The sequence below is a fragment of the Myxococcus xanthus genome (assembly GCF_013116825.1).
GTDB classification, from domain to species: Bacteria; Myxococcota; Myxococcia; order Myxococcales; family Myxococcaceae; genus Myxococcus; species Myxococcus xanthus_B.
The window spans coordinates 74449-96532 of the sequence record NZ_JABFNS010000009.1 but is presented as its reverse complement, the minus strand read 5'-3'; the positions used below and the strand labels follow the sequence as shown (position 1 = coordinate 96532).

The following is a 22084-nucleotide window of genomic DNA, read 5'->3' as shown; positions in this document are numbered from 1 at the left end:
GTCCAGCGGGGAGGGGGCAGGTGGGCCGGGGAAGTGAATGGCGCGCTGGAGTCCGGCCCGCTGGACGGAGTGTACTTCCGGGCGCGAGTTCAGGCTCGGACTCGGACCGCGGTGCTCGAGCACCTGGTGGCTTGGCGCCCCAACCCCGCGAAACTACGAGACCTGCGGCGCCAGGCGTGTGCTTCCGCGCGCCAGGTGAGCTCCACGGCGGAGCCTGGCCTGGTGGGGCTTGGTCCGGTGAAAGTGAACGGGCCTGAAAGTGAACAAGCTCGGGAATGAAGCCCGTTCACTTTCTTGGGATTCGCCCCAAAGGGGGGCGTGGGGGGAAGAGAGCCTGCTGGAGGGGCATCGTCCCGAGCGCGGGAGTGTCGCTGGCCCAGGGCCCACCTGGACGAACAGCTTCGGGCTTCGCGCAGCCGCCGAGACAGCCGCGCCTTCGAACTGTCATGGGCCGCCCTCTACTGTGGGGCACCTGCGCGAATCGAAGTCCAGCTCCGCTCAAGCAGCCCGGGTGCTCAGGAGCGTCAAAGGGCCGCTTCGCTGAAGCCTGAACGGTTCTCGCCCTTGCCCCGCCTTCCTCGCGCAGGCGAAGGGCAACCGGGCGCAAGTGGCCAGTCCTGAGAGCGCAGGAGTCGCGAGCTGGTTGGCCGACCCGGATGCGATCCGTTGAGCCGGTCCCTGGCGTCCAGAGCAACCAGGGCAGGGAAGCCGGAGGTGCCGAGGTCTCACCCAGGCGCCCTGTACCTCCAGTTGAAGCAAGGCACCAACACCCCGACTTCAGCCGCCGGACTTCTCCAAAGTCCGGCAGAAGTCCGGCATGAAGTCCGGCAGTAATTTCCGTAACAACTTCATGGGGTTGAGTCACTCTGCCGGACTTGCCGGACTTCAAAGCCACTTTTACGTACGCGAGGGAAAATATTTTGGGAGGGAAGCGCGCAGAAAATATTTCCCCGTATAGGTGAGGGAGGGGGGAGGAAGTCCGGCAAGTCCGGCAGGAGGGCCTAACCACTCGTAGTTACAGCCGTTTTGGGTGCCGGACTTCTGCGGGGGAAGTCCGGCATGAAGTCCGGCAGTCCGGCAGTCCGGCAGGGATGCGAGAGTCGGAGGGGGAAAGTAGGTGTCGAGGTCACTCACTCCCCTGTTCCTCGCCTTCATCGTCCTGTCTGTCCCCGCGTCGTGCTGGGGCCGTCGGTTGCGCGTCACCGGTGAGCACCACCCCCGTGTGTCTGCTGGGGTTGCCCTGGTTCGAGCGCGAGCGGCTTCTGGGGAAGGCGGCTGTCTAGGCCCTTCGGCGCGAAGGTTGCCTCGCCTACGCACTCCTCACTCGTTCCGAGCAGTCATGGCCAGCCCCTCGTGGAGTGCTCGTGGCCTCTCCCCTTGGAGCGCAGCGTGGGCGTCCGAATGGAGGAGGTGGGAACTTCCGCCCATGTTCAAGGCAGGGGCATGAGGCCCGCCCAGCAGAGGCCATCGCCGCCCTCATGAAGGAGCTCTCCTTCATGCGGCATGGCCCGCCGCGGCCTCCTGCTCATAGAGCTGCCGGACACGGGGCAATCCACCAGGACTCCAGTAAAACCTGAGTACCTGGCGAGTCGAAGGCCCCGGTGGAAATTCGTGCGCGTCGGCATGTCCCCGATTGCGGGCACCGAGCCTTTGTCTTTGCAGGGCGGAGCGGCTCCCCAGCAGCGGCGGCCACAACCTCCTCCGGCCCCGAGGCACGCATGCGTGACGAGAGCGACTCCCCCAGGCCAGTTACCCAGACGCCCAGCCCTGCCCCAGCCCAGCCCTTGGGGGTGGACTGCCGCACGCAGGAGTGGGCGAAGCAGCCCAAGGAGGCCGGGGTTGCCTGGCTGAAGTTGGAGAATGACGGCGACGCCGCCGTCGTCGTCTTCCTCGGGGAGCCGCACCCGCGCGACGTGGCTGTCATCGACAACAAGTTCGTCCCCTTCACCCGGAGGCTGAAGGCGGAGGGACACAAGCCCGTGCTGCGATTTACCCACAACGTCGCCCTCTTCGAGACGCGCGAGGTGAAGGTGCTTGAGTACGGGATTGGCTTTTTCAAGGACGTCCTGCGCGTGCGGCACGCGTTTGGGCTTGAGACGTGGGCCGTTGAAGTCCAGCGTCACGGGGCCGCGAAGGACTGGTGGCAGACGCGCTACTCCCTGCAGCCCGAGCGCCGCCTGTCCTCGGAGGAGCAGCATGCCTTCCAGGGGCTGCCGCTTCACGACTTGGCGAAGCTCCGGGTGGACGCGTCGACGGCAGCCGAAGCAGCGCGCCGCGGCGACTCGGGCGCGAGGCGGCCCAACGCGCGCCTCGTGCAGTACCTCTCTGACGTCCTGAAAACCATGCCGCGCAAGAGGGTGGAGCGCCTCCTCCACCACTACCTCGGAATGCAGCAGGTTGGGGACGTGTCAGCCATGCGCGGCGAGGAGTGGCAAACCTTCGTCGAAGAGGTTGCAGTCGAGTACCAGGCGTTTTGGGAACGAAACTGCTGAGCGCCAGCCCGAGGTGAGTTGAGCCGCCAAGCGAGGGCGTGCTGCGAGTCAGCCCGTCCACACGTCCCCGGAAAGCAACCCATGCAGGACTCCTTCTCCGCGCGCCGTGGGGACGAGGGGCGCGCTGCCTCTCGTGCCCTCGGCCTCCCAACAGTCATTGCGCAGCGGCGCCTCGGCGCCAGGCTGGCTGGGCGTGCGCGCCAACCTGCCGTGCGTCGCGGGCCGGACTCCGCGGCGACGAGGCGCAGCCCCCAGGGGCGGGCCCCATGAGCTTTCGCGCCTTCGTGGAGCAGGTGCGGAGCCGCTCGGACATCACCGACGTCGTCGGCGCCCACGTCGAGTTGCGACCTTCGGGCAGCACCCTCAAGGGACTCTCACCCTTTCACCCGGAGAAGACGCCCTCCTTCGTCGTGTGGCCCGCCACGCAGACGTGGCGCGACTTCTCCAACGGCGGCAGCCTGGGGGGCGACGTCTTCAACTTCGTCCAGGAGAGGGAGAAGGTTGACTTCAAGGAGGCTGTATTCCGGCTGGCCGAGCGCGCCGGTATTTCTCCTCCCTCTCCCCATGACGAGTCCCACGCGCGTGAGCTCGAGGCGCTGGTGGAGCGCCGCGATGTCGAGAGATTCCTCACGGCCGCCGCCGACTACTACCACCGCCGCCTGCCCGCGAAACTCCGCGAGGAGTCCTTCAACCAGCACTACGGCTTCACCGACGAGATGGTGGACAACCTCAAGCTGGGGTGGGCCGACGGCGGCCTCTTCGCGCACCTGCGTGAGGCGTTGGGCGCGAGCCGCGAGGCGGCCCTCAAGACGGGACTCTTCGTCCAACTGCCGGGCGGCCGCGTCGAGGACTTCTTCCGGGAGCGCCTCGTCTTCCCGTACTGGAAGGGGGGCCGCGTCGTCTACTTCATCGCCCGGGCGACGCAACACACGAAGGAGGAGGCCAAGTACAAGAAGCTCCTCACCCACTCGGAGCGGCACCCCTACGTCTCGCCCACCGTCCGCAACGACTATTTCTACAACGAGGACGCGGCACGCAAGGCCGACACGCTGCTGATTACCGAGGGCGTCACGGACTGCATCAGCGCCATGCAGGCGGGCATTGCTTGCCTCTCTCCGGCCACGACGCGCTTTCGCAAGCAGGACATTCCCCGGCTGCTGAGACTCACGCGCGACGCCAGGCGCGTCGTCATTTGCAATGACGCCGAGGCCAGCGGCGCCGGAGAGGCGGGCGCGAGGGAGACTGCCGCGGCCCTCTGGGCCGAGGGGTGCGAGGCGTGCCTCGCACTGCTTCCACGTCCGCAGGGCACCGAGAAGGTGGACGTCAACGCGTTTGTGACGACGCACGGCGCCGCGGCGCTCCACGAAGTCCTCGGCCGCGCGAGGGGGTACCCGGAGTACCTGCTGGACGGCATTCCCGAGAGTTCGCCCAAGGCCGACTTGGACAAGGCGCTGGCGCCCCTCCTGGCCTCACTGCAGACGTGCACCGCCGTGCGGGCCGACGTCGTGCTGGAGGCCATTTCGGCGAAGTTTGGCCTCCGGAGGCGGGCCCTCAACGCCAACCTCAAGGGGGTGGTGGCGCAGAAGGAGGCGGCGGCCACGGCTCAGCGCCGTGCGTCCGCCGTGCGCCCGGAAATCAACGTGGGCAACCGCCAACTCTGGGCCATTGTCACCGAGGCACGCCAAGCGGTGGTGCAGGCGAATGAGCGCCGCATGCGGGCCGCCAGCACGCAGGGCTTCGCCAACGAGGCGGCGCCACTCTTCATACGAGGCAACGCCCTCGCGCAGCTCGCCCAGCCCGAGAAGGAGGCGCCCATTCTCGCGGAGATGACGGAGGCCGCCGTCTACGGAGTCCTCCTCCGGGAGGCGACGTGGGTAGCGGAAGTCGAGGGCAGGCCGCACTCCGTCTTCCCGCCGAAGGACGTCGCGCGGGACTTCCTCGCGTACCCGCCTCCGGGCCTCCCTCCCGTGGAGGCCGTCATTACCACGCCGGTATTCGGCCAGGACGGGAAGCTCCTCCTGACGCCCGGGCTGCACCCGGAGGACAGACTCTGGCTGGAGCCCACCCCCGCACTTCACCTCGGCGCCGTGCCCGAGCGGCCGACACCCGAGGAGGTTGCCGCCGCACGGGCCCTCTTCTTTGACGACGTCTTCGTGGACTTCCCCTTCGCCCACCCCAGCGACAAGGCACATGCCCTCGCCGCCGTCCTCCTGCCCTTCGTCCGGCGGATGATTGAGGGCTGTACTCCCCTCCACCTCGTGGAGGCGCCCGCTGTTGGCTCCGGAAAGGGCCTCTTGTGCGACATCGTCTCGTGGGTGGCGACGGGCAGGGCGTTCGCCATTGGCACCTTGCCTGAGAGTGAAGAGGAGATTCGAAAGACAATCACCGCCGAACTCGCCCTGGCGCGTCCCCTCATTCTCCTCGACAACGCGAATGAGAAGGCGACGCTTTCGTCCGCGGCCCTCGCAGCCGTGCTGACGAGTACCTCCTGGACGGACCGCCTCCTGGGCAAGACGCAAAAGCTGACGCTGCCCAATGTCGCCATGTGGATGCTCACCGGCAACAACCCGAAGCTTTCAAAGGACATTGCCCGTCGCTCCGTGCGCATCCGCCTCGACCCCAAGTTGGACAGGGCCTGGACGCGAACCGGCTTCAAACATAACCCGATTATTCCCTGGGTGAAGGAGCACCGGAGCGAATTGGTGCGCGCGGCCCTGACGCTCGTGCAGGCGTGGATTGCCGCAGGGAGGCCCCTGGGACACGAGCGGCTGGGCTCCTTCGAGCACTGGGCGGCCGTCATGGGCGGCCTTCTCAAGGTGGCTGGAGTGGAGGGCTTCCTCGACAACCTCGACGAGCTGTATGCGAATGCGGACGTCGAAGGGGAGTCCTGGCGCGAATTCGTGCAGGCCTGGTGGGCGGCGCACGGCACGGCGGAGGTGCTCGTCTCCAGCCTCAACGAGCTGTGCGAGAAGGACGAGCTGATGCTGCAGGTGCGAGGCGAGGGCGGCTCCCGCTCACAGCAGAGCCGCCTGGGCCGCGCGCTGCAAACGGCGAGGGACAGAGTCTTTGGGGACTTGCGGGTGGTGGTGCGGAACCAGGACCGCAAGAAGCGGACGATGTACGCACTCCAGAAGCTGGAGGGCGAGCCGGAGGTGAATACGGCTACGACTCCCGAGGAGTCGACGGAAGTCGACCCTTGGGCGTAGCGGCTGTCCGGCGAGCCCCCATGCAGCAGCGCAGCGAGGACGCGGTGGACGTGCTGTCCGAGGCCCTCTGGGAGTTGTGGTTGCGTCGTCATGCACAGCGAAGCCAGCAGGTGCCTGCGTGGGGCGCGGAGGAGAGCGCGCATGGCTGAGCCGCGGACTCTCGACTTGTCTTCTTCTGGGGACAGAGCGTCCATGGCTTTCGCCCGAGGGCGTGCTGCCCCGGACGAAGGAGAGACCACCATGGCGAAGAAGGGGACTGTGCGTGCCGCGCGCAGGCAGTTGGCGGATGTGCCACAGCAACTGGCCGCGCTGGCCAGCATGTCGGTGCCGGATTTGGCGGCGAAGTACCTGGAGCTGTACGGCGAGCCCACGCGCAGCCGCAACCGGGACTACCTGAAGAAGCGCCTGGCCTTCCGGATTCAGGAGATGGCCGAAGGGAGCCTCTCCACACGCGCCGTCGCACGCATCTCGGAGCTGGGCGACAAGCTGCCCGAGCGCTGGCGGATGCGACAGTTGGAGGAGACGAAGCCCTCCGAGCCTCCTCCTCCAGTCGCTGCCGACGAGCGCGCAGCCGCTGCGGACGGGCGCGACGCGCGCCTGCCGCCGCCGGGCACGGTGCTGACGCGCGTATTCAAAGGGACGCAGCATCGGGTGACGGTGCGCGAGGGCGGCATCGAATACGAGGGCCAGCTTCACCGCAGCCTCTCCAGCGTGGCCAAGCTGATTACGGGCACGGCCTGGAATGGCTTCACCTTCTTCGGCATCAAGGACGGCAGCCCGAAGGCGGTGAAGTCATGAGCGGCCCCGCCTTCTTCCAGACGCACATGGGCCAGCGCTTCTACGAGACGACGATGCCGCAGCTCGTCCGCCAACTGGGGCGTCTCAACGACAACGTGGAGCGGCTGGTGGCCGTCGCGGAGCAGCTCGCCAATCAGAAGGATGCATCGAGCGCCGAGCCGGTGCATCCGACAACTACAGAGGACTCGGAGGGGCCATGAGGAAGAGCAAAGCACCGCTCACCGAGGAGAAGCGCTGCGCCGTCTACACGCGCAAGTCCACGGCGGCGGGCCTGGAGATGGAGTTTAACTCGCTGGACGCCCAGCGCGAGTCCTGTGTCGCCTACGTGCAGCGCCAGCCCGGCTGGGCGTTGGTGGATGAGAGCTACGACGACGGCGGCTTCACCGGCGCCAACATGGAGCGGCCCGCCTTCCAGCGGCTGCTGCAGGACGTGGACGCGGGCCGGGTGGACGTGGTGGTGGTGTACAAGGTGGACCGCCTCTCCCGCAGCCTCCTCGACTTCGCGAAAGTCATGGAGCGCTTCAACGCGGCGGGTGCCTCCTTCGTCTCGGTGACGCAGAACTTCAGCACGGCGGACGCCATGGGGCGCCTGACGTTGAACATGCTGATGTCCTTCGCCGAGTTCGAGCGGGAGATGATTTCCGAGCGGACGCGAGACAAGGTGGCCGCCGCGCGCCGCAAGGGGAAGTGGACGGGAGGGCGCGCGCCGCTGGGCTACGAGGTGAAGGACAAGCGCCTCGTGGTGAATGAGTACGAGGCGGTGGTGGTGCGGGAGGCCTTCGAGTTGTACCTCCAGCACCAGCAGGCCTCGGCGGTGGCGCGCCTCCTCAACGAGACGGGGCGAAAGACGAAGCGGTACGAGGCCCAGAGCGGTGCCACGCGCGCGGCTCGGAAGTGGACGACGCAGGACGTGCTGCGCCTCTTGAGGAGCCCTCTGTACGCGGGCTTCGTGCCCTATGGGGACGAGACGCACCCGGGCGAGCATCCGCCCATTGTGGACAGGGCCACCTTCCACCGGGTGCAGGACATGCTGGAGGGCCCCGGTATTCAGTACCACGGGCGCAACCCCGACTACGTGCTGCGAGGCCTGCTGCGCTGCGGCCTGTGCGGCGAGGCGATGACGCCCGGCTCCACGCGCAAGGGCGAGCGCGAGTACCGCTACTACCGCTGCGTCACCCGGGACAAGCAGGGGAAGGAGGGGTGCCGGGCAGCACCCCTTCCGGCAGCCGCCCTGGAGGACTTCGTCGTCGCTCAGCTGCGGGAAGTCTCGGTAGGTGACGGCTTCGCTGCCCAGGTGCATGCCCGCCTCACTGCGCGGCTGGACGAGAAGCACCAGGCCTTGCGCGCCGAGCGTGCGCAGCTCCCGAAGGACTTGGCCAAGCGCGCCGGGGAGTCGAGGAAGTGGGTGGACTCCCTCGCAAAGCTGGAGGGCCCAGCCCGGCGCCTCGTCGAGGAGAACCTGACGGCCGCGGAAGAGGAGGTCGCCCGCATGCGGAAGCGGCTGGCGGAGGTGGAGCGCGCCCTGGACGCCATTGAGGGGGAGAAGGTGGAGGCGGCGTGGGTAGCCCAATCCCTGGCGAACTTTGACGCGGTGTGGGACGCCCTGACGGCGACCAATCGGGGGCGCCTGCTGCGGGCCCTCGTTGGCCGGGTGGTGGTGAACGAGGCGACGGGCCAGGTCGACGTGCATATGGCCCACGCTGGTGAGGCCGCAGCGGCTGGGCGCGAGGAGGTGGCGGCGTGAGCGCGAGCCCCGCGTCTCAGCCGGCAGAGGCCGGCCTCGTCAGCGCTCACTTCCACCGCGTGCGTCGCGCGAAGGTGGTGCGCCTCCGAGGGGGAGCGCCACCCCCGCCGCGAGAGGTAGCGCGACGGCCAGCACACGTCGCGCGCATGCTGGCCCTGGCGCACCATGTGGAGTCCGCCATTGGGCGGGGCCTCGTGGCGAGCGCAGCGGATGTCGCCAGCCAGTTGGGCTTTACCCGAGCGCGTGTGACACACCTGCTGGATTTGCAGTTGCTGGCGCCCGACATCCAGGAGGAGGTGCTGTTCCTCGAGGCTGTCGAGGGGGAGGAGCCCCTCAGCGAGCGAGGCCTGCGGGCCGTTGCACACGCGGGGACGTGGGAGGTGCAACGCGAGCGCTGGCGCGAGCTGAAGGCCTCATTCTGAGATGGGAGCCCGAATACCTTGACTACTTGGTGTAGCGTGAGTGCAAGAGGCTGATTGTTGTCCGTGTTGAAAGCGCGCGGGCTGTATGCCCCGCGAGGAAAGCGAGCGAGAGCACATGCAGAACGACATGAAGAGCACCATCCAGGCTGCGGTAGCGGAGGAGGTGGGGAAGGCGATGGGCCGGCAGTTGGACCTGTTGGAGAAGATCGCTCAGTTCCTGGGCATTGAGCTTGGCGCGAATCCCACGTCGTCCGCGCTGAAGCGCCCCCCTGTGCCTCCTCCCTCGTCGAAGCGCCCGCCAGCGCCGGCCACCGGGCCCGCGCCGAAGCGCCCGTCCTCGGTGCGCGTGCGGAAGTGGGTGAAGCCGAAGCAGGAGGCCGCGCCGCAGCCCACGCGGGCCGGGCCCGCGCCCCAGAAGAGCCGCGGGCGCCCGCGCGCAGCGGCACGCACCGCGAAGGCCGCCGCCCCCAGCCCCAATCCCGAGGCGTCCGTCTCCTTCGAGGTGGGGCAGGAGGTGCGCTACAAGCAGGGGCGGGGCGCCTTCACGGCGAAGGTGAAGGCCGTCGACGAGAAGGCGAAGACGGTGACGGTGGAGCGCGTCTCCGATGGCAAGCAGGTAATGCGCCCCTTCGACAAGGTGACGCCAGCCTGAGTGGAGCGTCTTGTGCGCGGCGCCGGGCTCGCCTTCTGGAGTCCGGTGTGGCCGCCGACGTCGCTTCTCAGCTATCCAGTTCTTCATCCTCTTCCGGGTGAAGGGCGTAGTACTCATCCACCGCGTCCTCGAACTCCTTGACGTGGCTCGTTGGCATGAGGTGCCTGTTCTCCTCTGTGAGGAGGAGGCCTGTCTTCTTGTAGGCGTGAATGAGGGCAGGGTGGATGCCTGCCCTGGTCATGGAGGCCACCATCTCCGCAGTCCGTGTCTCCTCGTCGGCCATGTCCTCCGGGTCGAAGATGGGGTCATCGGGCCCGGGAGGGCGTCCGTGCTTCGCGATGAAGCGCTCCCGCAGTTCTTCAAGGAGTGCGACGGCCTCCTCGTTGAGGGGGACTGAGCGGGAAACGTTACCGCTGTCATCGACGACGTAGTGAAAGCCCTTGCTGTAGCAGCAGGCCTTGTATTTCAGGCCTGTGCCGCAGGGGCACCGCGCGTTTCGGGAGAGCTTCTTCTGGCTCATTGCGCGAGTTTCGGCGACGAGAAGTCCCGGAGGCCAGTGCAAAAAGAGGCGCTCCAGGAGGGCGGAGTCGCCGCTCTTCTGTCTCCTGGTCCTAATCACAGGGAGGAGAAACGCCTCGGCCCCATTCTCCGACAGCGCCGAGTCGAGGTGTGCCCTGCGGAGTTGCCAGGGGCCGGGTCAACGGACCGCATGAGTGGCGGCGAAACGAATCCCGACTCCTGAACGCTCAGGCTGGTTGATGGTCACCAGGAAGCGCTGGAACTTGGTCGTGGCCGAGAGGGGGCCTTGACTTCAGGCCAGTGCTTTCCGAGGGCTGGCCGGTGGCCCACTTTCGCCGCGTGTTCCCCGAGTCACGCACCCTCCTCCGTGGCGAGCGCACTCTCCGCTTCGCTGTCGTCGATGCCCACCTGGGTGGCCGTGCGCTTCAGCAGCACTTTCTCCTTCCGGGTGAGGGCCAAGCGCTCTCCGTCAGTGAAGACACGACGTGCCAGTGCGCGAATCGGCCCCCAGTCAATGGTTTTACTCACGAGTTAAATTTCCTTTACGAGCGGCCAGGACTTGCAGGTGAAGCCATGGCTGGGGCGCCTTGCACCCAGGAGAGGCGCTCATGAGGCTTCGCCCTGTCCGCTGCGGGTGCCAGAGGGCTTCACAGGAAAGTAAGGCCATGTTAATTCGATGGTCAAGTTAACTAGACCTTGCGTGTTCCCAGAGAGTTGCCCGGAGATGGCGAGCCTCGTTGCCCGTGGAGCCGCGCCCCTTCCTTCAGGAGGATTCACAGTCATGACGAAGCGTTCGGAAGATGAAGTGACGACGGAGGAGTTGCCGCCCAGCCTCCCCACCCTGTCTGCACGCGGTACGTCGCGCGTCCACTTCGAGGTGGAGGGCGTGCGATTCGAAGGCGTGAGGGAGTTGGAGGTGCGGCCGAATGGAGAGCGGCTCCTGGAAGTGGAGCGGCGCGTGGCGGATGGAGTGCTTGCCGGCCCGTGCCTGGTCCGCCAGCTCACCAGCCCAATCACGCACATTCAGCGGCAGAGGATGTACGAAGAGGTGCAGTTGGCCTTCCGCCTCAACCACCCCAACATCGCTCGAATCTTCCATGTGCGGGCGGATGACGAGGAAGACGCCGCCTACGCCGTCATGGAGTACGTGGGTGGGCCCTCGCTGGAGACGCTGGTGTGCGCGGCGCTGGTGAGAGGGCAGCCCCTCTCGGAGGGGTTTGGCTTGTACGTGGGCGCGGAGGTGGCGGACGCGCTGCACTACGCGCACATGCTGACGTCGGAGAAAGGGGTGCCCCTGGGCATCATCCACCGCGACGTGAATCCCCGGCACATCGCCTTGGGCCTCCATGGGGAGGTGAAGGTGCTGGACTTCGGCGCGGCGTACTCGCTGCTGGTGGGGCGTGAAGAGTCGCCGGAGCTGCTACTCCGGGGCGACGTGGCGTACTCCAGCCCCGAGTACCTGCGCAAGGAGGGGCTGACGCCGCGCTCCGACGTCTTCAGCTTGGGCGTGCTGCTGGTGGAAGTCCTCACGGGCAAGCACCTCTTCGAGGTGCACGACGTCCCGGTGGTGGCGGCGAAGGAGACGCGGTTCCGCCCGGAGGTGCAGCCCTCACTGCCGCTACAGCAGATGCAGGCCCTCATGGAGACATTCACTCCGGACGTCGTCGAGGAGGCGGTGGGCCACCTCAACGAGGACCTCAAGGCGGTGCTGCACATGGCCCTGCGTCTCAACCCCGAGGAGCGCTTCGCGACGGCGGCGGACATGAGGGATTCGCTGCGTGGTGTCGCCAACGCCCAACTGCGCGAGCCCTACGGGCGCGCGGAGGCCGCCAAGGAGGCAGCCCGTGTCGTGTCCGAGGGCGGGGTGCTGCGCGACGTGGTGGAGTTCGGCGAGGCCGGCCTCTACCCGGAGGGGCTGGAGAAGCACGAGTTGGGGCTCCCGAAGAAGGAGTAGGCCGCCGATGCTCTGCTTTCGCGTACTGCGCAATGGCGGGCACCTCACCACCGCGGGGGTGCCGGACTTCGGCGTCCTCCACACCATACTGTCGTGGGTGCGCCGCCCCGACGACGAGTCCAACGCCACCCCTGAGTTGACACTCCATGTGGGCGGCTCCGTGGGAAAGGAGTACCGCGAGCACCTGGCGTGGTGTGACGTCCACATTCGCGCGGGCGACGTCCTCACGGTGGAGGTGCGTGAGGACTTGGAGGCAGAGGCCCCGAAGGAGCGCCACCTCGACAAGGAGGCGGGGCTGGACGAGGTTTCCCGCCTTCGGCTGCAGAAGACGCGCCTGGAGAAGCTGCTCGCCGAGGTGAATGAGGAGCTGCGGGAGTGCAGCGGGGCGTAGCGGGGGGGGGGCCTCCTCCTTCGCATGGGGAGGCGCTGCGTCGTCGCTGCGGCCTGCGCGGGCCGGGGACTCGCGCTCCGGTGCAGGGCCCCGCAGCATGGGGCTCTGCCCGCCTGGCCTGCTCCCCGCTCGGAGACGCCGGAGCGCCGGCCCCAAGCAGTCTGGAGCCAGGGGAGGACGGCGCCCCGCCTCAGAAGAATGCTTCAGCGAGCCAACTCGGTGGCGACGTGGACGAGGGCGTCCAACTTCCCCTCGTCGAGCTTCCGTGCGACGAAGATGAGCCGGCGCAAGTTGGTGTCGTCCTCCGGCCGAGCCCGTGCCCCGCCGCCCGAGGATTCGGTGAGGCCCATCAAGTCCTCCGGGGAGACCATCAACTCGATGCACAGCTTCTTCATCGTCTCGACGCTGGGAATCATGAGCCCGCGTTCGATTCTGCTGTAGACGACAGAGTTCAGCCCCACGCGGTCGGCGACTTGGACTTGCGTCAGACTCATCTGCTCCCGAGCGAGGCGGACGATGGCGCCCAGGTGCGCTGCAAGCTGTTGGTTCATAGGTGTAAGGGAGTATACCTGAGTCGCGAGCTGTCAAGAGAGTACGATTCCATCAGCGCACACCCGGAAGGAGCCGGATGAGGGCGAGCGCCTGGTGTGTGTCCAACTGGCGCACACGGCGCAGCAGGGCCTCCTTGGCGGCAGCGACGACGTCCGGTGGCAATGAGGTGGGGTAGTCCAGTACCTCGTTGGGGGTAGTGCGGAGGGCGGCGCACAGGCGGTACAGCGTCGGGAGGCTGGGGAGCATTCGGCCGCGCTCAATCCGGCTGTAGACGACGGGGGAGATGTTGATGAGGTGGGCTACCTCTGTCTGCTTCAGGCCTGACCGAAGGCGGGCCGCGCGCAGGGCGCCGCCGACGATGCCAGGCAAAGGACGGGAGGGCTCCCTCGGTGGGGCGGCGCCACGGGCGTCAGGGTGGATGTACATTCCAAGCAAGCTATACCTGAAAGTCTAATCGACTTCACCAGCTGGTGTGGCTTGGCGCCTCTGTGGTTGGTGTTTAGAGGTGGGGGAAGACTTCGCGCGATTTCCCAGGGCTTCTGGTACCGTGCGCCGGCGTCGGGGAGGGAGCTGCATGCGCGTGGCCGCAGTCCTGCTGTCCTACACAGTCTCCAGGAGGACGTCGCCATGAGGGACAACGGCCCCCCGGCCGTGCTGTCTCCCGGGGACGTGGTGAAGGGCTACACGGTGGTGAGGCACCTGGACCGAGGCGGCTTCGGCACCGTGTACCTCGCGACGAATGACGGGCAGCCCTGCGCCTTGAAGTTGGTGGAGAGGCAGCGCGTGGAGGGGCGGGTAGAGAGGGAAATCGCCATTCTCCTGAGCTTGAAGCACCCCAACGTGGTGGGGCTTCGCGGCTTCTCGTACTGGCAACTGGGGGAGCGCGAATTCGCCCTCATCGCCATGGAGTACGTGGAGGGGCGGAAGCTGGGGGTGTGGGTGACGGAGGAGAACCCCTCTGCCCGGCGGATTGCGGAAGTGACGCTGGACTTGGCGCGGGCGCTGACGGCCTCTCACGCGGCGGGAGTGGTGCACCGAGACGTGAAGGACGCCAACGTCATGGTGCGCGACGCGGACGGGCTGGCGGTGCTGGTGGACTACGGGATTGGGGACTACAAGGGCGCCCCCGGCGTCACCCAGTCCCTGCTGCCGCCGGGGACGATGGAGTACCGGCCCCCCGAAGCCTGGCTCTTCATGAGGAAGCACCTGGGCCAGCAGTCGGGCGCCCGCTACGTGTCCGTCCCCTCGGACGACATGTGGGCCCTGGGCACTGTCCTCTACCGCCTCCTCACGGCGAGGCTGCCCTTCGACGCGGGGACGGACGCTGAATACGTCGAGGGCGTCATGGGCAAGTCGCCTGTGCCCCCTCACCTCGTCAACCGCTTCGTCCCGGAGCGGCTGAGTCAGCTGTGCATGCGGCTGTTGGAGAAGGAGCCTGCTGCACGTCCCACTGCGAGCGCCGTCTGTGCGGCCCTGGAGGAATTGCTGCCCGGGGCGGAAGGCGAGGCGTGGGACACCCCCTTGTTCGACACGTATGGCCCGAACTCGGCCACCACGGAGAATGAGGGCAAGGTGGAAGGCTTCGCCCGGTGGGCGAAGCGGCCCCTGCGCCAGATGCGCCGTGGCAAGGCGCCCGGGCTGGAACTGCTGGGCGAAGGCATGCCCGCGGCGTTGCCGCCCGAGGCCCCGCTGGCGCCTGCTGCCCTGCGGCCTGTGGAGGCGCACCTGCCGGGCTTGGTGCTTGAGGCGGGGGTGGGGGCGGAAGCTGCAATGGATGCGGACGCCGCGCAGCAAGCGGCGCCTGTGGCTCCCGTCGTTGAGGTGGAGCGGCGCTCGCTCTTCTCGCGACTCAGGATGGGACGCGTGTTGGGCGCGGGGCTGCTGGCCATGGCCCTCGCGTCTGGGGCGTACTTCTCACAGCGGACGGCCTCACCGCAGCCGCAGGCCGACCCCGGCCAAGAAGTAGCGGCATATGCCAAGAAACCTCAAGCTGCCCCGGCCGCAGCTCCCACCGGGCCGGAGGCAACACCTGCGGCCGTCGCGCCTCCCGCGACGCTTCCCAAGGTGACTGCCACCGTGACGACCCCTCAGAATGACACCCCTTCCTCCCCGCCAGCACCTGCCAAGAAGGCCGCGAGGAGCGTCCGCAGCGCCCTGGCGACGACGGCCCTCTGTGGTGCTCTGGCCTGCTCGGGCCCCCAGGTGCGTCCCGCTCCCGACCCTGAACCGTGCCCGGCAGGTTCCGCCAAGGGCATGAAGATGCTGGGCATGGACATTGGGGACGATGCGGGTGCGAGCTTCATCCGGGGGGACCAGAGGTACGTAACGGTGAGGGAAGGCACTGCGCAGATTATCCTGGGCTCGGACAAGGCCACTCTGTCTGGGCGGCTCGTTATCGCCGACCGCGTCTATGTCCGGCTGACGCGAGCGCGATTTCGCGGAGAGAGCTTTCCTGTGTGCCTGGAGGTGTTGGACACCTCTCGTAACCGAGGACTGGAAATAGAGGGGGGCGGAGGGGATTCCGGAAAGGCTCGCGTGTACTCGGCCATTTGGGTCAAGGCAGTGAGCGAGTTTGAATGACGGGTTTGCAGACGCCCGTGAGTCGCCAGCGGTGTCGCTGCTGGCTTGGTCCAGGAGAAACGTCGCATGCATTCAGTGTCGGCCGGTCTTCTTTTCCTCCTGCTCGCAGGAGGAGGGACGGCTCTGGCTCAGTCGCCTTCATCCACCGTGGGGCTGAGCGTTCGCCGAATCGAGCTGGTCTCGGATGATGCTCAGCCAGCAGTTGAAGTGGCGGTGAGTCCGGGGCTCTCGACGGTGTTCCTCTTTGATTCTGAGGTGAGTCGAGAGGGGCTGACGCTCGAGGGGCGCGAGCGCTTCGCGATCGTGGACGCTGGGCTCACCACCTTGCGCCTGATTCCGTCCGAGAAAATATCGGCAGGAGAGCGGCTCAAATTGACGGTGCGCTTTCACGATGGTGCGGCCCCGGCAAGTGCGACGTTTGTCTTGGTTGCGCACCCCGCACGGTCGGAGGCGCATGTCGAAGTCTATCGGCGGAAGAGGAGCGTCGAGACATACCAGGAGGAAGTCCGCCAGGCGCGCATCGAGGCTGAGCAGTGCCGGGAGGAGAATGCGCGTCTACGCGCGGAGCGAAGTGCTCCTGATGGGCTGGCGGGGCTCATCTCGACAGCAGTCCTCAGTGGGCGAGGCGTTGAGTTCCTCGACGTGACCAAGGGTGTGGCCCAGGGACCAGGAGGGGCGGCAGCAAAGCACACTGTTAATGCATACCGCACAGCCCGCAGGGTGGCTGTTGAGGTCACCCTCATGTCACGAGGGGACGACCAGCCGTGGACCGCAGTGGGGGCGATGCTCCGGGGCAAGGCCAATGAGGAGCTGAAGGTGCTCCAAGTGTGGCAGTCCGGCCCTGTCGCCCCGGGCTCGGATACCCAGCGCGTGGTGGTAGAGGCTGAGGCCGCATCCGAGTCCCCCCAAGGCCCCTTCACGCTCAAGCTCTGGGATGCGGATGGGCGCCGCACCGTCACCCTAGGCAACGTCACCTTCCCTTAACCCTACGAGCACTGCCTCCAAGCTCTTTCGTGGGTTTTCCGGCGTTTGGGGGCTTGTGCCGAATGCCAATCTAGGGTCAAATGGACTATACATTTTGGTCTAGTCCATTCTGGCGTGCCCTGGAGGGCGATGTGTTCCTCACTGTGCTGGAGTGCGCGCGCGCAACTGCGCGCTTCCTTGGTGGCTGTGGAGAGCGCCCGGAGGGCGACGCGCTTGATCCACCTTCATAGCTCCTCATCGAAGTAGGCGTTGGCTCTCGCGCTGCGCAGAGGACCCCTGCGGCGCCACGTGAGGCGCGTGCTGGCGGAAGCCGTGCGCCGAGGAGCCGTCTGCGCTTCGTCGGGCTGCGTGCCTGACGGACGCTGAGGAGCCCTTCCTCCGTCATCCCCATTCGCACGTTTGGAGTCATGAACGGAGCCGGGCCTTGCCCTGGCGCCGTCGCGCGACACGTCTGTCTGCTGTTGGGGCGGAGCCGGGCTTCCTGGCGCCGTGACGTGACGCGTCTGCCTATGGCTTGGCCCAACCGGCCTGCCAGCGACTCCGCCAATGCAATGCATTCACCCCACGGCCCGGCGCCCTGCCGGACTGAACGGGAAGCCTCTGTCCATTACCCCTGCTGGGGCCTTCACAGGAGACGTCGATGTTCATGCGCTGGGTCGTCGTGTTGCTGCTGGTAGTTCCCGGAGCGGGGTGGGCGGAGGAGATTGCCTATCCTTATGACTACGTGGCCGAGGAGGAAGTCGACCCCGTTGAGGCAGACGGGGATGCGCTGCTCGAGCCTTCTGGGGACGAGGGGGACTCCCTGGTCGAGGAGGGGCCGGCCACGTCCGGCTCGGGCTCTCGCTGGGCGAACCGGCTGAGCCTGGAGACCACGACGTGGGCGTTGCTGCCTCGACGTGGGGCGGGGACGGATGAAGGCTTCCTGCAGGTGGCGCCGCGGCTGGAGCTCGTCAAGCCGGGCATGCTCCACCTCGACCTGGGCGCGCCAGTGCGACTGCGAATGTGGGGAGGCGAGGCGGGCGCCAGGCTGGTGCGGAAGGAGGACTGGGACGAGCTTTCCGACTGGGGCCAGGTGGTGCAGGCGCTGACGATAGGTGGCGACGCGCCGAACTTCGTGTGGCTGGGAGCCCTGGAGTCTTACACGCTGCTGTCCGGGCACCTGGTGCGCCGCTACAACAACCGGGGCAACCCCGACTACCACCCAGCCGGTGCTCTGGTGACGGGCATGCTGAGGCCCTTCTACGTGGAGGCCTTCGCTTCGGACGTGCTGGGTGCGCGGCTGATGGGGGCAGAAGTCGCCCTGGACATTCAGCACGTCCTCTTCGGCCGCCAGCCGTACCCCATGAAGTACATGCTGTCGCTGTCGGCGGCGCATGACTGGGGGAGGGCCGCTGGTACCTCGGAGCCCCTGACGCTGGCCCACCTGGATGGGACAGCCGTCCTCGTGAGCCGCCGCAACAAGGAGGGAGGCTTCGAGCTGCAGGCGAACGCGGGCTGGGGCGGGCGTCCCGGCGAGGGCGGCGCGTGGGGCGCGGTGGCAGGGCTGGGCGCGGAGTACATGTCTTCGAAGATGGACTTGCGCGCGCGCCTGGAGGGGCGTCTCCAGCGCGGAGGTTTCCGCCAGGGCGCCTTCGGTCCGGACTACGAGCTGGCGCGCTTCCAGGTGGCGGGCCCGGACGCTGTGCCGCAGGCGGACGCACCGTTTCCGGACGGGTACTCGGCCCACGGCGAGGTGATTCTCAACTGGGATGGTGAGGGCCTGGGCCGGCTGGGGCAGCGCCACTTCCGCCTGACGATGGGGGCCGAGGTTTTCAACTGGGGCCGGGTGGACGTGGATGGCCGGGTGGAGGTGCAGGCCTTCCACCGGAACCTCACGGTGGGCGTGGGCGGGCTGGCGGTGGGCGCGGGCAAGCCGGGAGCGCGCTACCTCGCCTCGGGCGAGGCTCGGTGGCGCTTCCTGGGAGGGAAGCTGTACGCGGTGGGGCAGGGGGGCACGCTGCTCTTCCCGACGGCGGAAGGGACGCTGCGGCCAGGCGCCTTCGCCTCCGTGGGGCTGGGGGTGGACAATGCGCGCTGAGCGGCCTTGGCGCGGCGGGCTTGGCTTGTCGCTGGTGGTGGCCCTCCTGGCCTCCGGGTGCGCCTCGTTGCCAGCGAGGCCGGGCCAGGCGGGCCGTGGTGCGGCCCTGGCCTTCAGCCCCTTCTCCGTGCCCTCCCATGCGGCGAGGAGTGTGGCGGCGGGTGTGTACCAGGGGGACGCGTCGGGCTCCGCGGAGGGGCCGCCGGTGGCGGCGCCGATGGGTCTGCGACGCGGGCTCCAGGGGGTGGTCGTCGACAGGGAGGGAGCGCGGGGCTCGGACGAGGAGGGCGAGGCCTTCGTCTGTGGCGGCAAGGCCTTGCCCTCGGGCTGGCCCCGCCTGGCCTACAGCCGGGACGTGGTGGAGCCCTTCCTGGCGTGTGCCTCGCCCGCGGAATTCGTGGCCATGCAGCGCGGGGTGGACATGGCCGCGCTGGTGCAGTCCCTCACGGCCTGGGATGCAGTCCGCTTGGGCGCGTTGGGGCCTCTGGACGAACACGCCTCGGCCGTCCTCAGTCGCAAGCGCGCGGACTTCATCGTCACGTCCGTGGAGAAGTACGGCGTGCCGTATGCCGAGGTGTTCGCACTCTTCATTCTGCACTCGGCCTTCGACGACGAGCTGCGCGAGGTGGTGCAGCGACTCGCCCGCGACAAGCAACTGGGCGAGACGCTGGGGGCCATGGCCGCTGTCCGCGAGGAGCTGAAGCGGCGGGGCATGGAGCTGGGGGAGTTCCCGGAGCGAGGAGAGAAGGCCGGCGACGTGCTGCGCGGGTTGGGGCGCGCGGGCCGGGACATGCTCTCCAGCACCTCGATGAGTAGCGAGGCCCGGTACGCGGAGCTCATGGCGATGCGTGGGCAGATGCCGTCGCCCTACCAAGCCGCCATCGATGAGGTGGGGAAGGCCCTGATGGAGAGGCACTACTCGCCGGGAAGCCTCTCGGCGGGAGCCTTTGACGCTCTCACCTTCGGTGTGCCGGTGGGCTTCTACCACCTGGCGGTGGGGACGGGGCACGGGGCGTACTCGCTGGCGCAGGGCAAGTACGAGCAGGCCACGCGCGAGCTGGCGCCAGCCGCGCTGGCGGTGGCGGTGTACGCCGGGGGCAAGGGCGCTCGGGCCCTGGTGGAGTCGCGTGGCGGGCTGCGGCGCCTCCAGATGCCGGCGCTCGACGTGGCCGGCATGAAGGCGCTGATGGCGCGCCTGGAGGAGCAGCTCGGCATCACCGCCGCGCGCGACTTGTTGCGCTACCTCCAGGCGAGCCGCGAGGGCGCGCTGGTGGTCGCCGAGTGGGGCGAGGCGGGCCTGCTGGCGCTGTACGAGGCGCGCGGAAACCCCGCGAAGGCGCAGGCGGTGCTGATGGAGGCGGCGAGTCGCGAGTCCGCTAAGCCCGTGGCCTCAAGGGGCTCGGCGGGGAAGCGGTCCGACAACCTGGACCTCTTCGAGAGGGAAGCCGAAGTGTCCGCCGCGGAGTCGCAGGCGGCGAGCCGCGAGTCCTCTAAGGCTGCAACGACGAGGGAAGGGGTGAATCGCGAGCCCGCCCGCTCTTCGGCGAGAAGGCTGCAATTCGACAACCTGGACCTCTTCGCCCAGGACGCCAAGGTCGGCGCTGCTGAGGCCGCGAAGGCGAAGCTGTTCCTGGCGGAGCTGGAGTCCCAGGGGCCCCGTCTCCCGAAGGACGCGAAGCTGCTGAAGCAGATAGCGCCCAAGCTGAATGAGCCGCCGCCGGGAGTCGAGAAGGGGGCGCCGCTCTGGCGGGAGTACGTTGCCTACCGTAAGAGGCGCCTGAAGGAGATTCGGAACGGTGACGCCGTCAAGGGCCCCCTGAAGTGGGAGGGCTACGGGGGGATGCGCGCCTATTATGCTCGGGGCATGGCTTTCGAGAGGACCATGATCGCCATCCTGGAGGCGGACGCGGCGCTGCCCCGGGCACAGCGGCGCTGGCTCGGCGACTTCGAGCAGCCGCGCATCGAGACGCACGTGGGTGTGGCGAAGGCGGACCTGCGTTTCGCGGACGTGCTCGTCATCGAGGATGGGCCCGGGGCCGGCCTGACGCCTCGCGTGGAGACGTTCAGTCTCAAGAGTCGGGACCTTTCGCAGTTAGGCGCCGAGGCCCTTACAGCGCAAATGATCGAGGACGCGAGCGCTGCCTTGCGGTACTACGGGGAGACCCTGAACATCCGTCGCCCCGGCATCGAACAGACGGCACAGATTCGAAGAGTCCGCCTTATATATGAGGGCGGAAAGCTCAAACCCACTGATCCGAAAGCATCGCGAGCGGCCGTGAGAGATGCTCAGAGTGAAGTCGAGGGAGTGGAGGTGTCGTTTCAATGAATGGAGCAGAGAAACACGAACTCAACATCGACGACCGTCTTCGTCTCTCCTTCGAAGCTACCTTCGACCAGACCGTAGACTTGAAGAGGGCATTGGAGCCCTTGCTCAATGTGCTTGAGGCGCACGCGGGCGTGTGGATGCCGGAAGTTGTCGAGGGTAAACGGAAGTACACTTACTCCCGCGCCACAGTGCTGAAGGCACTCGACGAGAAGCGCGGAAAGAAAAGCATGTCCGCCGGCTTCTCTCGTGTGGCGAGTCCCTTACTGGATATGTCCCTTAGGCTCTGGCTACCTCCTTCAGCCCCCAGACTGTATGTCTGGATCTCCGTTCAGCCGCTTTCGCTTTTCATGGAGACTGCGCGCTGCCGCGAGTTTGTGGAGATGGTGCGCACCTGGGCCGCGCACTACCCGGTTAGTGACGCCACCGCCAACAGTCTTTCCGAGGATCAATTGGCGGACGTCTCCAGTTTTGACCGCGCTGAGGAGGCTTCGGAGGAGAACAGAGTTCATGAAGTGTCCTGGCTGAACGTCTTCGGCCCCAAGCTCGTAGAGAGCGTAGGCCGCGAGCGGATGCTCTCGACGCCCGCGCACCTCGTGGAGGAGTTGCCCAACGGCTCTGTTCTCCTGGTTCTGCGGCCCACCGCTGCGGACTTCGCGAGCGACGAAGCGCGCGTGGCGCAGGCCCGCGCCCATGTTCACCTGCGGCCGGACCTCGACTTCGACACGGTGCTGCGCACGCTGCGGGAGCGCAGCGCAGCGCTCGTACCCGTCGAACCGCGCTTCCACCCTGACGTGGCGCCGTTCCTCTCTCGGTTGCCGGACGAGTTCGCCATCAGCGAGCGGCAACGGAAAATTGCCGAACTCAACGCCTTCCGGCCACCGGTGCCGGAGGAGTGGCTGCCGGTCGCCCTTCCATCGGATGTGGCGAATCCGGAGCGCGTCCTCGAATCCTACGGGGACTTGTCCGAAGGTCTCGTGGCTGGGCTGCACACGAAGGTGCCCTCCATCATGGACGAGACGGCCGAGTCCCTCACGGACCTCGACTTCTTCTTCTGGAAGGAAGACTTCCCCAAACGGTACGAGCGGCACCTCATCGATGGACACACCGCACCGGCGCTCGGAGCCTACCTGGGGGACGTGCTGGTGCGGCGGCTGGGCGGAACGTGGGTGCTGCGGCAGAAGATGGAAGAGTCCCAGGTGCGGGTGGGCAAGCGCGTCTGGCTGCCTTTCCTCCGCGCCCGCCGGTACATGCAGTCCTGCCAGTCGCTGCTGGACTACTCGCTCACGCAGTTCTTCCACGAGGTGGAGCGGTACCGGCCCTGACCTGGAACTGTCACTACCTGCGCGTCAGGAAATGCTGGCTGACGCGCAGCCCAAGCGTGGACTGG

General features: G+C 67.5%; 20 protein-coding genes. 16 read left to right on the top strand and 4 right to left on the bottom strand.

Features of this window, described 5'->3' with window-relative positions; genetic code table 11:
- From HNV26_RS37860 to HNV26_RS04655, 9 genes are all read left to right on the top strand, one after another.
- Positions 1-279 (top strand): hypothetical protein (locus HNV26_RS37860; protein ID WP_216611796.1); only part of this gene is annotated, 279 nt, incomplete at its 5' end.
- Between the two features lie 1439 nt (positions 280-1718).
- Positions 1719-2492 carry a hypothetical protein gene (locus HNV26_RS04685; RefSeq protein WP_253816219.1) on the top strand — a complete coding sequence of 258 codons (774 nt, stop codon included), beginning with the start codon at positions 1719-1721 and terminating at the stop codon, positions 2490-2492.
- A 266-nt stretch (positions 2493-2758) separates the two neighbouring features.
- Positions 2759-5698: a CHC2 zinc finger domain-containing protein gene (locus HNV26_RS04680; RefSeq protein ID WP_171442589.1), complete on the top strand. Its 2940-nt coding sequence runs from the start codon at positions 2759-2761 to the stop codon at positions 5696-5698.
- Positions 5699-5718: 20 nt separating this feature from the next.
- Positions 5719-5847 (top strand): hypothetical protein, encoded by a 129-nt coding sequence (locus HNV26_RS38880; RefSeq protein WP_301338480.1) that lies wholly within the window; start codon positions 5719-5721, stop codon positions 5845-5847.
- Positions 5848-5938: 91 nt separating this feature from the next.
- A complete protein-coding gene (locus HNV26_RS04675; protein WP_171442588.1) occupies positions 5939-6496 on the top strand; it encodes a DUF2924 domain-containing protein in 558 nt (185 codons plus the stop codon).
- Positions 6493-6696, top strand: coding sequence for a hypothetical protein (locus HNV26_RS04670; protein WP_171442587.1), 204 nt, complete (start codon positions 6493-6495; stop codon positions 6694-6696). Before HNV26_RS04675 ends, HNV26_RS04670 begins: the two co-directional genes overlap by 4 nt.
- Positions 6693-8240 carry a recombinase family protein gene (locus HNV26_RS04665; protein ID WP_171442586.1) on the top strand — a complete coding sequence of 516 codons (1548 nt, stop codon included), beginning with the start codon at positions 6693-6695 and terminating at the stop codon, positions 8238-8240. The genes HNV26_RS04670 and HNV26_RS04665 overlap by 4 nt, the downstream gene beginning before the upstream one ends.
- A 146-nt stretch (positions 8241-8386) precedes the next feature.
- Positions 8387-8662, top strand: coding sequence for a hypothetical protein (locus tag HNV26_RS37855; protein WP_216611795.1), 276 nt, complete (start codon positions 8387-8389; stop codon positions 8660-8662).
- A 115-nt stretch (positions 8663-8777) separates the two neighbouring features.
- The gene (locus HNV26_RS04655; RefSeq protein ID WP_171442584.1) at positions 8778-9314 is read left to right on the top strand and encodes a PspA; all 537 of its coding nucleotides are present in this window, start codon (positions 8778-8780) and stop codon (positions 9312-9314) included.
- A gap of 67 nt (positions 9315-9381) precedes the next feature.
- Here HNV26_RS04655 and HNV26_RS04650 read toward each other — a convergent pair whose 3' ends face one another.
- Both HNV26_RS04650 and HNV26_RS04645 read right to left on the bottom strand, forming a co-directional pair.
- Complete coding sequence (locus HNV26_RS04650; RefSeq protein WP_171442583.1) at positions 9382-9834, bottom strand: YecA family protein; 453 nt, start codon at positions 9832-9834, stop codon at positions 9382-9384.
- Positions 9835-10184: 350 nt separating this feature from the next.
- Positions 10185-10361 (bottom strand): DUSAM domain-containing protein, encoded by a 177-nt coding sequence (locus tag HNV26_RS04645; RefSeq protein ID WP_171442582.1) that lies wholly within the window; start codon positions 10359-10361, stop codon positions 10185-10187.
- 253 nt (positions 10362-10614) lie between these two features.
- Here HNV26_RS04645 and HNV26_RS04640 point away from each other — a divergent pair, with 253 nt between their 5' ends.
- Positions 10615-11787 carry a serine/threonine-protein kinase gene (locus tag HNV26_RS04640; RefSeq protein ID WP_171442581.1) on the top strand — a complete coding sequence of 391 codons (1173 nt, stop codon included), beginning with the start codon at positions 10615-10617 and terminating at the stop codon, positions 11785-11787.
- 7 nt (positions 11788-11794) lie between these two features.
- Positions 11795-12178 (top strand): hypothetical protein, encoded by a 384-nt coding sequence (locus HNV26_RS04635; protein ID WP_171442580.1) that lies wholly within the window; start codon positions 11795-11797, stop codon positions 12176-12178.
- Positions 12179-12381: 203 nt separating this feature from the next.
- Here HNV26_RS04635 and HNV26_RS04630 read toward each other — a convergent pair whose 3' ends face one another.
- Entirely contained in the window at positions 12382-12729 is a 348-nt protein-coding gene (locus tag HNV26_RS04630; protein ID WP_171442579.1) for a helix-turn-helix domain-containing protein, read from the bottom strand.
- A gap of 52 nt (positions 12730-12781) precedes the next feature.
- Complete coding sequence (locus HNV26_RS04625) at positions 12782-13099, bottom strand: helix-turn-helix transcriptional regulator (RefSeq protein ID WP_253816218.1); 318 nt, start codon at positions 13097-13099, stop codon at positions 12782-12784.
- A gap of 258 nt (positions 13100-13357) precedes the next feature.
- Here HNV26_RS04625 and HNV26_RS04620 point away from each other — a divergent pair, with 258 nt between their 5' ends.
- The 5 genes from HNV26_RS04620 (at position 13358) to HNV26_RS04600 (ending at position 22019) form a co-directional block, all read left to right on the top strand.
- Entirely contained in the window at positions 13358-15310 is a 1953-nt protein-coding gene (locus HNV26_RS04620) for a serine/threonine-protein kinase (protein ID WP_171442577.1), read from the top strand.
- A gap of 66 nt (positions 15311-15376) precedes the next feature.
- Entirely contained in the window at positions 15377-16294 is a 918-nt protein-coding gene (locus HNV26_RS04615) for a DUF2381 family protein (protein ID WP_171442576.1), read from the top strand.
- Between the two features lie 640 nt (positions 16295-16934).
- The gene (locus tag HNV26_RS04610; RefSeq protein ID WP_171442575.1) at positions 16935-18371 is read left to right on the top strand and encodes a hypothetical protein; all 1437 of its coding nucleotides are present in this window, start codon (positions 16935-16937) and stop codon (positions 18369-18371) included.
- Positions 18361-20697 (top strand): hypothetical protein, encoded by a 2337-nt coding sequence (locus HNV26_RS04605; RefSeq protein ID WP_171442574.1) that lies wholly within the window; start codon positions 18361-18363, stop codon positions 20695-20697. The genes HNV26_RS04610 and HNV26_RS04605 overlap by 11 nt, the downstream gene beginning before the upstream one ends.
- Positions 20694-22019 carry a hypothetical protein gene (locus HNV26_RS04600; protein ID WP_171442573.1) on the top strand — a complete coding sequence of 442 codons (1326 nt, stop codon included), beginning with the start codon at positions 20694-20696 and terminating at the stop codon, positions 22017-22019. Before HNV26_RS04605 ends, HNV26_RS04600 begins: the two co-directional genes overlap by 4 nt.
- Positions 22020-22084 lie beyond the last annotated feature (65 nt).